The sequence below is a fragment of the Amycolatopsis japonica genome (assembly GCF_000732925.1).
Lineage (GTDB): Bacteria > Actinomycetota > Actinomycetes > Mycobacteriales > Pseudonocardiaceae > Amycolatopsis > Amycolatopsis japonica.
In genome coordinates, this window is sequence record NZ_CP008953.1 from 1,247,833 (window position 1) to 1,262,176 (window position 14,344).

Here is a 14,344-nt window from a genome sequence, read left to right on the forward strand (position 1 = left end):
CGGCCGTCACAACGTGCGCTCGCGCACGAGCAGGAGCGTGTAGGCGGCCAAGGTCTGCGCGTCGGTGATGTCACCCGCGGCGATCATCTTCTCGAACTCGTCGCGGTCGAACCACGCCGTCCGCATGTCCTGCTCTTCGACCTCGCGCTGGGCTTCACTCTGCGTGAGATCGGTGGCCAGGAAGACGCGCCCGCGCTGGCTCGACATCCCGGCGGCGACGTCCGTCACGCCGAGTTCGGCCATCGAGCCCGCGACCAGGCCGGTCTCCTCGCGCAGCTCGCGCGCGGCGAGTTCGAGCGGCGGGACGTCGGCCAGTTCGGGTGCGGTGCCCATCGGGAACTCCCAGCGCCGAAGCCCGAGCGGATAGCGGAACTGCTCGACCAGGTGAAACCTCGCCCCGTCGAAGGGGATCACGACGGCGCAGGTGGGTTTGTCGACGACCGCGTAGATCCCCTCGGAACCATCGAGCCGCCGGACGTCGTCCTCGCGCAGGGTCATCCAGTTGTTCCGGTACACCTCACGCGAGCTGACACGCTGAACGGGGTCCATGCGCACAGTATCGCCGTGCTTGTCCTACCCTCGCGGGGTGCGCCTTGTGATCGCTCGCTGCCAGGTCGACTACGCCGGCCGTCTGACCGCCCATCTGCCGATGGCCACCCGGCTGCTGCTCGTGAAGGCCGACGGCTCGGTGTCCGTGCACTCGGACGACCGCGCCTACAAGCCGCTGAACTGGATGAGCCCGCCGTGCTGGCTGATCGAGGACGGCAAGCTGTGGATCGTCGAGAACAAGCAGGGGGAGAAGCTCGTCATCACGATCGACGAGATCTTCCACGACCACGCCCAGGAACTCGGCGCGGAGCCGGGCCTGCAGAAGGACGGCGTCGAGGCGCACCTGCAGGAACTGCTCGCCGAGCACATCAAGACCCTCGGTGACGGCTACACGCTGGTGCGGCGGGAGTTCCCGACCGCGATCGGCCCGGTCGACATCATGGCCCGCGACGCCGACGGGGCCAGTGTCGCCGTCGAGATCAAACGGCGCGGCGAGATCGACGGTGTCGAGCAGCTGACGCGCTACCTCGAACTGCTCAACCGCGACCCGCTGCTGGCGCCGGTGCAGGGCGTGTTCGCGGCGCAGATCATCAAACCGCAGGCGCGGGTACTGGCCGAGGACCGCGGGATCCGGTGCCTCACGCTGGACTACGACGCGCTGCGTGGCATCGAGTCGGACGAGTTCCGCCTGTTCTGAGCAAGCTCGCAAGTACGTGAAGGCCCCCTTCACTGCGCTAGACGCAGTGAAGGGGGCCTTCACGTACAGCGATCACCAGCAGGTGTGTCCGCCAGGATGGGTTTCGGAATAGCGCTTGATCGCCGTGCAGTTGCCCAAGTAGGAGCTGTAGTCCTCCATCGTGCCGAGGACCCCGTCCGGTGAAGGTTCGGCGTAGACGCCGGGTGCCAGCATCACCATCTTGTCACCGTCGACGTACTGCGTGTACCGCTTGTCGACCTTGGCCTTCGGCACGAACTTCGGATACTCGCTCGTCGGGGTCGATGTCGTCGGGCTCGGCGAACTCTTGGTCGGGCTGATCGGCTGGGTCGATGTTGTGGAGGTCGTCGACGATGACGGTGGCGAGCTTGCGGTCACCGTCGACGCGGTGGGGTTCTCCGCGCATCCCGCTGAGAACCCGCAGAGCAGGACGACTGTGAAGATCATCGCGACGCGCTTCATGACGCGAAGTCGGGCACGGCTCCCCACACGTTACGGCGCTGAACAGCCGATACCGAATCGAGTCCATGATTCGGGTATCTGCATTCTTTCTCGCGCCACAGAATGCCCTAAAGGGCGGCGGGAAATTAACGAACTCGCGTTCTCCCGCAAAAGAACCAGCTACTTCCGGGCCATTCGGGTGAACGCCGGATTCCTCGGTCTCGCGCTGTGTCACACTCGATTTCCGCGAGGGGTACCACCGACATCCGGTGGTCGCGGGGTCCGAAGGTGAAGTGCCATGGCTGATTCTCCGAAGTGTGTCGATCTGGTGCTGGAAGGCGGCGGCGTCAAAGGCATCGGGTTGCTGGGCGCGGTGCTGGAGTTGCACGAAGCGGGTTATTCGTTTCCCCGGATCGCCGGGACGAGTGCCGGTGCGATCGTGGCGACGCTGGTCGCCGCTTATCAGAAGGCCGGGAAGGATCTCGGCGGTCTGGAAGCGGTGATGAACGACATGGACTGCCGCCGTTTCCAGGATCAGTCCCTGTTCGACAAGGTCACCGGCCCGATCGGCGACGGCGTGGATCTGCTCCTGCACGACGGGATGCACTCCGGCGACTATCTCGCGGAATGGCTCACCCCGTTGCTGGAAGACGTCGGCGTGCGCACTTTCGCCGACCTCGCCATCGACGATCCGGAAAGTACTTTGCTTCCGTACCAACGGTATTCCCTCGTCGTCCACGTCAGTGACCTGACGCGTCGCGTGCTCGTCCGGCTGCCTTGGGATTATTCCCAGTACGGCCGCGATCCCGGTGCGGAGAAGATCGTCGACGCGGTCCGCGCGTCCATGTCGATCCCGCTGTACTTCCGGCCGGTGCAGTTCGCCGTCCGTCCCGAGGGCACCGTCACCTGGGTCGACGGCGGGCTGCTGTCGAACTTCCCGATCACCGTCTTCGACCGGACCGACACGAAGAAGCCGCGCTGGCCGACCTGGGGCGTGAAGCTTTCCGGGGAACCGGTGGGCGGCAGGGACAAACCGGTGAAGAGCGCGTTGCGGATCGCCATCGGTTCGCTCGAAACCCTGCTCTCGGACTGGAATCGTTACCGGTTGCACGAGGAGGGTGTGAACCGGCGGACGGTGTACGTCGACACGACCGGGGTTTCCGCCGTCGACTTCGGGCTCGGCGAAGAGGAGAAGAAACGCCTCTTCGAAAGCGGGCGGGAGGCCGCGCGGCGGTTCCTGGAAAAGATCGTGCCGCAATGAACTCGCCGGCGGTATTCCGGTGGGATGAGGGATAGGAGGATCCCATGCGTTATCGCCCGATCGGTAGTGACCCGGCGGACGGCAGGCTCGGCCGGTTCGTCCCGGACGACTGGCGCCACGTCGAGCGCTATCCGCTGACCGCGCTGGCCACCGAGGACCGGCCCACCCGGTCGCCGGTCGTCATCGGTGTCAACTGGTACAAGGAATTCGACGTACCGGAGAAGGACGAGAAGTCCGGCGAATTCTTCGTCGCGAAGGGCGGCGCGAAATCGCTCACCAGGATCCGCGGCGGGCATTGCGTCTGCCTCGAACCCGGTGAGTCGACCGACGGCGAAAAACAGTACGCCTTCTACGACCAGGGCCGGGAAGGCGCGTGCGTCGGCTTCGGCTGGTCGCGCTGCATGTCGATGTTCAACGGCGACCTCTACGCCGCGCGGTGGCTGTGGGACCAGTCGAAGATGCGTGACGAATGGGACGAGACCAACCCCGGGGACAACAACGGCACCTCGTGCCGTGCCGCCGCCGAGGTCCTGCTCGAACTGGGGCACGTCCCGTGGTCGGAGACCTACGCCGACGACGATCACGTCAAGCGGGCCGCCTACACGCCCGACGTGAAGAACGGAATCCAGGCCTATCGCTGGGCGACGTCGGTCGAGGAGGTGCACGAGGTCCTCGGCAATCCGCGTGCCGACGAACTCGGTGCCGTGCCGTTCCTCAACTCGTGGGGTCCGGGCTACCCGCACCGCACGTACATGCCGGACGACGTCCTCGCCCGGTTGATCAAGGAGGACGGCGAAGTGGGCCTGCCCACGGACCGGTAAACCCCCACCGGTCACGGGAGAGGGCCGTTCTCGGCGGAAACGCCGGGAGCGGCCCTTTTTCGCGCCCTTTTCCCGGCGCCACAACACTTCCACAACATCCCCACTGACGACGGCGGGCACCATCGGCCTCGGTGAAAGGGGAATGAAATGGCTACATCCCATCTCGCTCGCCGCCGGCGAGCGACCGTCTCGATCTTCTTGGCCGGGGCGATGGTGCTCGCGAGCGCCCTCGCCGCCCCGGCGTCGGCCTCCAGCCACCGGGAAGCCCCGCTGATCTCGGGCGACCCGGCGGTGGACAACACCGACGTGTACGCGTTCGTCAGCCCTGACAAGCCGGACACCGTGACCCTGATCGCGAACTGGTATCCGTTCGAAGAACCCAATGGGGGACCGAACTTCTACCCGTGGGCCACGGACGCGAACCACGACATCAACATCGACAACAACGGTGACGCGAAAGCGGACCTGACCTACCGGTGGACCTTCCGCACCGAAGACCGGCGCGGGAACGACACCTTCCTCTACAACGACGATCCGGTCACTTCGCTGGACGACGAGGACCTGTTGTTCCGCCAGTTCTACACGCTCTCGGTGATCGACCGGGGGACCGGGCGGACCACGAACCTGGTCACCAACGGCAGGGTCGCGCCGTCGAACGTCGGCCCGGCGTCGATGCCGAACTACGGCGTGCTCCGGAACCAGGCGATCACCCCGGTCCCCGGTGGCGGGCAGACGTTCGCCGGGCAGGCCGACGATCCGTTCTTCCTGGATCTGCGGATCTTCGACCTGCTTTACGGGAAGAACCTGTCCGAGGTCGGGCAGGACACGCTGGCCGGCTTCAACGTGAACACCGTGGCGTTGCAGCTGCCCAAGAGCGCGCTGACGCTCGGGGGCAATCCGGCCAGGAACCCGGTGATCGGGGTCTGGAGCGACACCGAACGCAAGACGATCACGCTGCGCACCCCCGGTGCGGAGCGGGCGCTCGGCGCCGACGTCCAGGTTTCGCGCCTGGGCAACCCGCTGGTGAACGAGGTCGTCGTGCCCGCCGGGCTGAAGGACCGGTTCAACTCGCTCCTGCCGGAGCAGGACCGGACGGTGCCCGCGCTGGTGAACAAGGTGACCAATCCGGAGGTGCCGGACCTCGTCCAGCGGATCTACGGCATCCCCGCGCCCGCCAAACCCCGCGACGATCTGACGGAGATCTTCCTGACCGGGATCACCACCAAATCCGGTGACAAGATCAACCTGGATCTCAACTCGCAGCTCAACAACGCCGACGTCAACCCGGCGCGGTTCGCGCCGTCGGAGCAGCTGCGGCTGAACACGTCGATCCCGGTCACCGCGCAGCCCAGCCGGCTCGGTGTCCTCGGCGGCGACCTCCAAGGGTTCCCGAACGGCCGTCGGCTGGCCGACGACGCGCTCGACATCAGCGTCCAGGCGCTGGAAGGCGCGGCGGTCAGCGGCATCGTCAAGGCACTCGCCGCGGGCGACCGGGTGGACCGGAACGACGTCCCGTTCGGCGCGGTGTTCCCGTACGTCGCCCTGCCGAACAACAAGGCGGTCAACTCGACCGTCCGTTGATCCCCCCTCCCCTCGGTGGCCGCCGCTGACCCCCGGCGGCGGCCACCACCCCCATCTCCGCGGAAGGCGGACCCGATGTCCCACGACGTCCCCGAAAGCACGACAGGTATCCGATTCGGGAAGCGCACTCGCCGGTTCGCGCTCCTGGCGGTCTTCGGCGCGAGCCTGCTCACCGTGGGTGTCGCCGCGTTGATCCCGCCCGAACCCGTCCTCGGCGAAGGGCCGCAGGGCGGCGTGAGCACTCTCGACAGGGCGGTCCGGACGGCGGAAGCCAAGCTCGCGAAACACGAGCAGGATCCGCGGGCCTGGGCCGAACTCGGCGCCGCCTATGTCGAGGCGGCCCGGGTCAAGGCCGACCCGGCCTACTTCCCGAAGGCCGAAGAGGCGTTGCGGAAGTCGTTGGGGCAGCAGCCCGACGGCAACGGGATCGCCTTGGCGGGCATGGGCGCGCTCGCCAACGCGCGGCACGACTTCGCCGGCGCTCGCGACTGGGGCGAGAAGGCGAAGGCCGCGCTGCCGGACAACGCCGAGATCCACGGCGTGCTCAACGACGCCTACACCCAGCTGGGGGACACGGCCGCGGCCACCGCCGCGTTGCAGCGGATGCTCGATCTGAAACCGGGTGTCTCCTCGTTCACCCGCGCCGCCTACGAATTCGAAATACACGGTCGTGTCGACGACGCCCGGCACGCGCTCGATCGGGCACTGGCGGACGCCGTCGATCCCAGCGACGTCGCGTTCTGCCGCAATCTCCTCGGCGAACTCGCCTTCGACAACGGGGATCTCGACACCGCACAGCTGCATTTCGAGGCGGGCGAGCGCGCATTGCCGCAGGAAACCTCGCTCCAGCAAGGAAAGGCCAAGGTCGCGGCGGCACGCGGGCAGACCGCCAAGGCGCTCGCCGGCTATCGGGATCTCGTGGCCCGTCAGCCGAACGTGGGGAATCTGCGCGAGTACGCCCTGCTGCTGTCGGCGTCGGGGGCACCGGAATCCGCCGCACGTCAGTACGAGCTCTTCGAGGAGCAGCGACGCCTCGAAGTCGACTCCGGTGCGAACGTGGACCTCGAAGCGTCCTTGGTGGCCGCGGACCGCGGCGACGCCGTGCAGGCCCTCCGGTTCGCGCAGGCGGAATGGGAGCGCAGGCAACCCGTGTTCGTCGCCGACGCCATGGCCTGGGCACTGCACCTCAACGGCCGGAACGCCGAAGCCCTCACCTTCACCGACCGGGCGGCGAGCACCGGCTGGCGCAGCGCCTCGTTCTCCTACCACCGCGGCATGATCCTCGCCGCGCTCGGACGGCCGGGCGAAGCCGTCAAGGCGCTCGCCGAAGCGCTGCGCATCAATCCGAACTTCTCCTTGACCGACGCGCGGACGGCACGCACCACGCTGGCGAACCTCGGCGGTGCCGGATGAGTCCGCGACGGCGGGACCACGACCGGAAAGGCGGCCCACCCATGCGCAATCTGCCCACCGAAAGGGTTCCGCGCCGGTTGCGCGGCGCCGCGCTGAGCACGCTGGTCTTCCTCGCCGTAGTCGTGGCGTGCTCCGAGACGGGGGCCGACGCCGGGCCACGGTTCGACGACGAGACCACCGAGGGCGTCGTGACCGAATTGACCTGTATGAAGCATCAGCCGCGGGCGCCGGGTCCCCGCTACACCGACGACTCGATCCGGCGCACCGACGAGACCCTCGCCCTGCTCCGCTACTACACCGCGAACGGGTCCAAACCGTACTGCGACGGCGGCGACGTCACCGACATCGATCGCCAATGGATCGACGTGTACATCGCACTGGGCGCGGACGAGGAAAAGGTGAAACGTCCCTGAGTGCGCCTCGACCGGACAGGAATTGTCAAGAATCGCCCTGAAACAGACACTTCAGGGCACTCGTCGCGCACCCGCACTGCCGTTCCTGAATCCATGCAGTATGGTCCGCGATTGACGCGATACCGGCGTTTCTCGTGGACATTTTCACTATGGAGGTGGGTCGGTTGCACGTGCTGGCCGATGCGAACCTGCGGCTCGACGCAAGTCCGATCGACTACGTCCTGCTCGCCTTCTATTTCGCGCTGGTGCTCGGCATCGGGTACATGGCGCGGAGGTCGGTCTCGAGCAGCCTCGACTTCTTCCTCTCTGGCCGGTCGCTGCCCGCCTGGGTCACCGGTCTCGCCTTCATTTCGGCGAACCTCGGCGCGGTCGAGATCATGGGCATGTCGGCCAACGGTGTGCTCTACGGCCTGCCGACCGTGCACTACTTCTGGATCGGCGCGATCCCGGCGATGCTGTTCCTCGGCATCGTGATGATGCCGTTCTACTACGGCTCGAAGGTCCGCAGTGTCCCGGAGTTCATGCTCCGCCGGTTCGGCAAACCCGCCCACCTGGTCAACGGCATCAGCTTCGCGAGCGCGCAGATCCTCATCGCGGGCGCGAACCTGTTCCTGCTCGCGAGCGTGGTGAACCTCCTTCTCGGCTGGCCGCTGTGGGTGTCGATCATCGTCGCGGCCGCGGTCGTGCTCTCGTACACCGCGCTCGGCGGTCTCTCCGCCGCGATCTACAACGAGGTCTTGCAGTTCTTCGTGATCGTCGCGGCGCTGCTGCCGCTGACCATCGTCGGGCTGGTGAAGGTCGGCGGCTGGCAGGGCCTGGTCGACAAGGTCACCGCGAGCCCCGGCGGCGACGCGCAGCTGCACTCGTGGCCGGGTGACAACCTCACCGGCTTCGGCAACAGCTTCCTGTCGATCCTCGGTCTCGTCTTCGGTCTCGGTTTCGTGCTGTCCTTCGGCTACTGGACCACGAACTTCGTCGAGGTCCAGCGCGCGATGGCGTCGAAGAGCATGTCGGCCGCGCGGCGGACGCCGATCATCGGCGCCTTCCCGAAGATGCTGGTCCCGTTCATCGTGATCATCCCCGGCATGATCGCCGCGGTCACCGTTTCCGAGTACGTCCAGGACAAGCAGGTCCTGCTCGACGGCGGCGACGCGCCGAGCGGCGTGACCGCGAACAACGCCATCCTGCTGCTGATGCGCGACCTGCTGCCCAACGGCATGCTCGGTGTCGCGCTCGCCGGTCTGCTCGCCTCGTTCATGGCCGGGATGGCCGCGAACCTGAGCTCGTTCAACACCGTGTTCACCTACGACATCTGGCAGTCGTACGTGAAGAAGAACGAGTCGGACGGCTACTACCTCCGGCTCGGCCGCCTGGTCACCGCCATCGGCACCGTGCTCGCCATCGGCACCGCGTTCATCGCGTCGAACTCCGGGAACATCCTGACCTACCTGCAGGACCTGTTCTCCTTCTTCAACGCGCCGCTGTTCGCCACCTTCATCCTCGGCATGTTCTGGAAGCGGATGACGCCGACCGCGGGCTGGGTCGGCCTGGTATCCGGTACCGCCTCGGCGATCACCGTGTGGCTGCTGTCGCAGGCCGGGGTCCTCGGGCTCACCGGGCAGGGCATCAGCTTCGTGGCCGCGGGTACGGCCTTCGTCGTGGACATCGCGGTCAGCGTCGCGGTCTCGCTCGCCACCGCGCCGAAGCCGGAGGCCCAGCTGGTCGGCCTCGTCTACTCCCTCACCCCGAAGGAGTCGCTGAAGCACGACGAGACGGGCGACGACGCGGGCTGGTACCGCAAGCCGGGCCTGCTCGCGGGCATCGTGCTGATCCTGACCATCGCGCTCAACATCATCTTCTAGGAGGCCGGAGATGGCTGCTTCGCAAGCTCCCAAGAAGGCCGGCGTCTTCGACATCCGGCTGATCATCGCCCTGCTCATCGGCGGTTACGGGCTGGTGCTCACGATCATGGGCATCGGCTTCACCACCGAGGAGGAGCTGGCCAAGGCCGCCGACGTCAACATCAACCTGTGGGCGGGTATCGGCATGCTGGTGTTCGCGGCGTTGTTCATGCTCTGGGCGAAGCTGCGGCCCATCGTGGTGCCGCCGAGCACCGACGGCGAGAGCGGCGAATAGCCGGGTTGTCCGGACAGCGGCGAGGGGCTCCGGCTACCGTGCATCTCGTGCTGCTCAACGCTCGACGTCGCCGGATCGCGTCCGTGCTGGCCCTGGTCGCCACACTGGGCGTGCTCTCGGCCTGCGGTCAGAACCTCGGCAAGTCCAACTTCGCCCGCACCACCGTCGCCGCCGAACCCGGCTCCGGTTCCGGTTCGGTGCCCGACGGGGACATCAACGATCCGGCGGTCACCCCCGCGGTGCTGCGCACGATCGACCCGTGCGGCCTGGTGAACAAGGAAGTGATGAGCGGCCTCGGCACGCCGGAGGACCCGACGTCGAATCTCACCTCGTTCGGCACCTGCCGGGCGAAGGCCGTCGACGCCGGAGGCAAGGCCCTCACGGTCAGGGTCGAGATCGGCGCGTCGACCTTCTCCTCGATCAACGGCGTCACCGTTTCGGCGGTCGACGGGCTGCCGCAGATCGAGCGGAAGGACAAGGACGGGAAGAGCTGCGACGTCGGCATCATGACCCTGCGCAAGCCCGAGCGCGGGATCAGCTTCTCGGTCACCTACGACGGCGGCGACCCGTGCGCGACAGGGCGTGCGGTGGCCGCGAAGGCCGTGAAGAGCCTGCACGCGTCACCGGCGAAGTACCCGGCCGCCGCGGGCACGCTCACCGCGGTCGACCCGTGCACCGCCGCCGACACCGCCGTCCTCAACGAGGTGGTGCCGCACGGCGCGGCCGAGCTGACCTCCTTCCACTCCTGCGACTGGACACCGGGCTCCAACCCGCGGATCTCGATCAACTTCCGCAAGGGCCTTCCGCCGGAGGAACGCGACGGGACCAAGAAGGTCGACCTCGACGGCGTCGCCGGGTACCAGAAGTTCGGCAGCGGCAACGCCGCCGAGTGCAAGATCGAATGGCAGCACAAGCCGTGGGTCGATGACGATGTCGAGATCGTCAGCGTGATCTACAAGAACTACGACGAGAAGCCTGAGGAAGCGGTGTCGTGCGGGAAGGCCGCGAAGATCGCCAAATCGGTGATCTCCAAGCTGCCGAAGCCCTGACGCTGGCGGCATCCGGCCGGGAGAGGTAGGAAGGGGGCACCCCACCCGCCGACGGCCGGAGGCCACCCTTGAAGAAGATCATCAACGACCCGAAGACGGTGGTCGCGGAATCGTTGCGCGGACTCGCCGCGGCGCATGCGGACGTCCTGCGCGTGGAGGACGACCCGGCGATCGTGGTACGTGTGGACGCGCCGGTGGCGGGCAAGGTCGCGGTGATCTCCGGCGGCGGTTCCGGGCACGAGCCGCTGCACGGCGGTTTCGTCGGGCAGGGCATGCTCGCCGCCGCCGTCCCGGGCGCCGTGTTCACCTCGCCGACGCCGGACGCCGTGGAAGCCGCGGTCAAGGCGACCACCGGGGACGCGGGCGCGCTGCTGATCGTGAAGAACTACACCGGTGACGTGCTCAACTTCGAGACCGCCGGGGAACTCGCCGCCGCCGAAGGGCTGGACGTGCGCAGCGTGGTCATCGACGACGACGTCGCGGTCAAGGACTCCACGTACACGGCCGGCCGTCGCGGCGTCGGCGGCACGGTGCTGCTGGAGAAGATCACCGGCGCCGCCGCCGAACGGGGCGACACGCTGGACGCGGTGGAGGCCTTGGCACGCAAGGTGATCGGCCAGGTGCGGTCGATCGGGGTCGCGCTCACCGCGCCGACCGTGCCGCACGCGGGCGAGCCGAGTTTCGACCTCGCCGACGACGAGATCGAGTTCGGCATCGGCATCCACGGCGAGCCCGGTATCGAGCGCACCGCCGTGACGACGGCCGACGAACTCGTCGCGCGCATGGTCGAAGCGGTGGTCACGGACCTGCCCTTCGCCGAGGGCGACAAGGTCCTGCTGTTCACGAACTCGATGGGCGGGACCCCGCTGGTCGAGCTGTACCTCGCCCACGGGATCGCCGAGCGGCTGCTGGCCGAGCGTGGGATCGTGGTCGAACGGCGGCTGGTGGGGCCGTACATCACCAGCCTCGAGATGCAGGGGATGAGCCTGACGTTGCTGAAACTGGACGACGAGCTGACCGAGTTGTGGGACGCGCCGGTGAACACCCCGGCCCTGAGGTGGGGAGTCTGATGGCCTGCACCGCCGAGACGCTCGCCGCCGCCTTGCGGGCGGCGGCCGCGGTGATCGCCGAGCATCGTGCCGAACTGGTCGACCTCGACCGCGCGATCGGCGACGCCGACCACGGCGAGAACATGGACCGGGGCTTCACTGCCATCGTGTCCGCTTTGGACTCCGCCACGCCCGAGACCCCCGCCGCGGTCGCGAAGCTCGCCGCCACGACGCTGATCTCGAAGGTCGGCGGCGCGGCGGGCCCGTTGTACGGCACGGCTTTCCTGCGCGCGTCGGTCAAACTGGGCGACGCGGCCGAAGTGGACGGTCCGCTGCTGGTCGAGGCCCTGCGCGCGGCGCTCGAAGGAGTGCAGGCGCGCGGCAAGGCCGTCGGGGGAGACGCGACCATGGTCGACGCCCTGATCCCCGCCGTCTCCGCCGCCGAGGAGGCCGTCGGCGACGGCGTCGCGGCGATCCTGGCCGCGGCCGCCGACGCCGCGGACAAGGGCGCCGAGTCCACTGTGGACCTCGTCCCGCGCAAGGGGCGGGCGTCGTACCTCGGCGAGCGGGCGAAGGGGCATATGGATCCCGGTGCCCGCTCGACGGCATTGCTGCTGCGCGCGTTCGCGGAGGCCGCCAAGTGAGCGTCGGAATCGTGCTCGTCTCCCACAGCTCCAAACTCGCCGAAGGACTCGCGGAACTCGCCGCGCAGATGGCGCCGGACGTCACCATCGCGGCGGCGGGCGGCCTGGCCGACGGCGGGATCGGAACGGACTACGACGAGGTCGTCGCCGCGACGCAGCGCGCCGATTCGGGATCGGGCGTCGTCCTGCTGTACGACCTGGGCAGCGCGCAGATGACCGCGGAACTGGCGGTCGAATCGCTCGCCGACCCGTCGGCCGCGGTCGTCGTGGACGCGCCGCTGGTCGAAGGCGCGATCGCCGCCGCCGTCGCGGCGCAGGGCGGGGCGGACCGCAAGGCCGTCGCCGAAGCGGCCGCCTCGGCGGGCGCACCGCCGGACCTGACGTTCGACGAAGGCGCGCAGGACGGCGAGAGCAGTGTCGAACTCACGTTGCGGAACGACGTCGGGCTGCACGCGCGGCCGGCCGCGGTACTGGTGCGCAGTATCGCGGGGCTGGACGCGCAGGTCACCGTGCGGCTGGGCGACGAGACCGCGGACGCCAACAGCGTGCTCGCGCTGATGGCGCTCGGCGCGCGCCAGGGCGACCGGATCGAGGTCCGCGCGAAGGGCGCGCAGGCCGATGAAGCGCTCACCAAGGTCAAGGATCTGGTGGAGCAGAACTTCGGCGAGTGAGCTGAGGGCGTCGAGGCCTTCACGGACGCCCCAAGTACATGAAGGCCCCCTTCCTTGCGTCTAGCGCGGTGGGTGGATTCCAGGGATGGTTGCAACACGGGTGATCAACTGGTTTCGGTGAGGAGTTTGGTCAAGCGCTCGGCTGGGGTGTCCCAGCCGAGCGTTTTGCGTGGGCGGCGGTTGAGCTGGGCGGCGACGGCGGTGAGGTGGTCGGGGGTGTGGACGCTCAGGTCTGTGCCTTTGGGGAAGTATTCGCGGAGCAGGCCGTTGGTGTTCTCGTTGGAGCCGCGTTGCCAGGGTGCGTGGGGGTCGCAGAAGTAGACGGGCATGTTGGTGGCGATGCTGAATTCGTGGTGTCGCGCCATTTCCGCGCCTTGGTCCCAGGTGAGGGAGCGGCGTAAGTGTTCGGGCAGGGTTGTGATGGTGGTGACGAGGGCGTCGCGGACGTGTTCGGCGGTGCGGGATTGTCCGAGGTGGACGAGCATGACGTAGCGGGTGGAGCGTTCGACCAGGGTGCCGATCGCGGATGCTCCGTTCTCGCCGATGATGAGGTCGCCTTCCCAGTGGCCGGGGACGGCGCGGTCGTCTGCCTCGGCCGGGCGGTCGCTGATCATCACCATCGGCGTGGTGAACCGGGGCTGGCGTTGCTCGCCGTTGCCGCGGGGTTTGCGCTGGGTGCGGCCGGTGCGTAGCGCGGCTTTGAGTTCGCGGCGCAGCTCGCCGCGGCCTTGGACATACAGGGCTTGATAGATCGTTTCGTGGGCCACGTGCAGCTCCGGCTGGTCGGGGTGATCACGGCGCAGCCGGTTACTGGCTTGTTCGGGGCTGCACCGGTCGTCCAGCATGTCTTGGATCCGGTCCCGCAGCTCGGGGTTGGCCGCGATCTTGCCAGGTTTGGGCCGGGGCCGGCGAGCGTCGGCCCGGGCCTGCGCGGAATAGGGAAGATACTCATCGCTGGCGGGATCGGCGTTGCGGCCCAGTTCCCGGCTGACCGTCGAGGCCGGGCGGCCGATCCGGCGGCCGATCTCCCGGGGGCCGTGCCCGGCCCGCGCCAGATCCGCGATCAGAAGCCGCTCGTCCTGAGACAGAAACCAGGTGGACGGAACCCGTGCTCCGCCCGCAGGCAGGCGGTCCGAGGAAGGCGACTCCGGCACGGACGGGCACGACGGCGGGGCGGAAGGCCTGCCGGCCTTCCGCCCCGTCTGACTCGCGCGTCCTTGCCGCCACCGATGCCCGGTCCGGCGGTTGATCCCCACGATCCGGCACGCCTCAGCAGTGCCCATCCCTTGCGCCACAAGATCAAGATATGCCCGGCGCTCGGCAAGCAGCTTCTTCGGCCCCTGAGGCGACCGATCCATACGGATCTCGAACAACACAACCCCTGAACAACTCAGGTGTTGCAACCACCACTAGAACCCAAGGTGAAGGGGGCCTTCATGTACTTGGCCCTCGCCGGAGGCAGAACTTCGGTGGGTGAGGTGAGGCCTTCACGCACCAGGCGCTTCCCTGATTGTCCATAGAGGACGCCTGCTGTGGTGAATTGCCCGATTTGCGAAGGTTTGTCCATATTCTCAAGTCTGTGAAGGCCTCCTTGAGGGACT

15 protein-coding genes are annotated in these 14,344 nt (G+C 67.9%); 12 read left to right on the forward strand and 3 right to left on the reverse strand.

Going from position 1 to position 14,344, the window contains the following annotated elements; all coding sequences use genetic code 11:
* Positions 1-6 precede the first annotated feature (6 nt).
* Positions 7-549: an NUDIX domain-containing protein gene (locus tag AJAP_RS06215; RefSeq protein WP_038508965.1), complete on the reverse strand. Its 543-nt coding sequence runs from the start codon at positions 547-549 to the stop codon at positions 7-9.
* Between the two features lie 37 nt (positions 550-586).
* On the opposite strand from AJAP_RS06215, the gene nucS reads away from it, so the two are divergent.
* A complete protein-coding gene (nucS, locus tag AJAP_RS06220; protein ID WP_034308895.1) occupies positions 587-1,246 on the forward strand; it encodes an endonuclease NucS in 660 nt (219 codons plus the stop codon).
* Positions 1,247-1,318: 72 nt separating this feature from the next.
* Here the strand turns inward: nucS and AJAP_RS06225 are convergent, their stop codons facing one another.
* Positions 1,319-1,711, reverse strand: a complete 393-nt coding sequence (locus AJAP_RS06225) for a hypothetical protein (protein ID WP_148311455.1) — start codon at positions 1,709-1,711, stop codon at positions 1,319-1,321.
* 292 nt (positions 1,712-2,003) lie between these two features.
* On the opposite strand from AJAP_RS06225, the gene AJAP_RS06230 reads away from it, so the two are divergent.
* The 11 genes from AJAP_RS06230 to dhaM all read left to right on the forward strand — a co-directional run bounded on the left by AJAP_RS06230 (position 2,004) and on the right by dhaM (position 12,743).
* Complete coding sequence (locus AJAP_RS06230; RefSeq protein WP_037341448.1) at positions 2,004-2,966, forward strand: patatin-like phospholipase family protein; 963 nt, start codon at positions 2,004-2,006, stop codon at positions 2,964-2,966.
* A 44-nt stretch (positions 2,967-3,010) separates the two neighbouring features.
* Positions 3,011-3,787, forward strand: a complete 777-nt coding sequence (locus tag AJAP_RS06235) for a hypothetical protein (RefSeq protein ID WP_038508970.1) — start codon at positions 3,011-3,013, stop codon at positions 3,785-3,787.
* 147 nt (positions 3,788-3,934) lie between these two features.
* On the forward strand, positions 3,935-5,368 hold the full coding sequence (locus tag AJAP_RS06240) for a DUF4331 domain-containing protein (RefSeq protein WP_038508972.1): 1,434 nt from the start codon (positions 3,935-3,937) through the stop codon (positions 5,366-5,368).
* Positions 5,369-5,443: 75 nt separating this feature from the next.
* A complete protein-coding gene (locus AJAP_RS06245) occupies positions 5,444-6,781 on the forward strand; it encodes a tetratricopeptide repeat protein (protein ID WP_038508974.1) in 1,338 nt (445 codons plus the stop codon).
* A gap of 41 nt (positions 6,782-6,822) precedes the next feature.
* Positions 6,823-7,194 (forward strand): hypothetical protein, encoded by a 372-nt coding sequence (locus tag AJAP_RS06250; RefSeq protein WP_051972358.1) that lies wholly within the window; start codon positions 6,823-6,825, stop codon positions 7,192-7,194.
* Positions 7,195-7,358: 164 nt separating this feature from the next.
* Positions 7,359-9,056: a sodium:solute symporter family protein gene (locus AJAP_RS06255; protein WP_037342516.1), complete on the forward strand. Its 1,698-nt coding sequence runs from the start codon at positions 7,359-7,361 to the stop codon at positions 9,054-9,056.
* Positions 9,057-9,066: 10 nt separating this feature from the next.
* On the forward strand, positions 9,067-9,330 hold the full coding sequence (locus AJAP_RS06260; protein ID WP_038508976.1) for a hypothetical protein: 264 nt from the start codon (positions 9,067-9,069) through the stop codon (positions 9,328-9,330).
* Between the two features lie 47 nt (positions 9,331-9,377).
* Positions 9,378-10,379 carry a DUF3558 domain-containing protein gene (locus tag AJAP_RS06265; protein WP_228694872.1) on the forward strand — a complete coding sequence of 334 codons (1,002 nt, stop codon included), beginning with the start codon at positions 9,378-9,380 and terminating at the stop codon, positions 10,377-10,379.
* Between the two features lie 68 nt (positions 10,380-10,447).
* On the forward strand, positions 10,448-11,449 hold the full coding sequence (gene dhaK, locus AJAP_RS06270; protein WP_038508980.1) for a dihydroxyacetone kinase subunit DhaK: 1,002 nt from the start codon (positions 10,448-10,450) through the stop codon (positions 11,447-11,449).
* Entirely contained in the window at positions 11,449-12,072 is a 624-nt protein-coding gene (gene dhaL, locus AJAP_RS06275) for a dihydroxyacetone kinase subunit DhaL (RefSeq protein WP_038508982.1), read from the forward strand. The genes dhaK and dhaL overlap by 1 nt, the downstream gene beginning before the upstream one ends.
* Positions 12,069-12,743, forward strand: a complete 675-nt coding sequence (gene dhaM / locus AJAP_RS06280) for a dihydroxyacetone kinase phosphoryl donor subunit DhaM (protein ID WP_038508983.1) — start codon at positions 12,069-12,071, stop codon at positions 12,741-12,743. The genes dhaL and dhaM overlap by 4 nt, the downstream gene beginning before the upstream one ends.
* A 104-nt stretch (positions 12,744-12,847) precedes the next feature.
* Here the strand turns inward: dhaM and AJAP_RS06285 are convergent, their stop codons facing one another.
* Entirely contained in the window at positions 12,848-14,026 is a 1,179-nt protein-coding gene (locus AJAP_RS06285; RefSeq protein WP_228694848.1) for an IS30 family transposase, read from the reverse strand.
* Positions 14,027-14,344 lie beyond the last annotated feature (318 nt).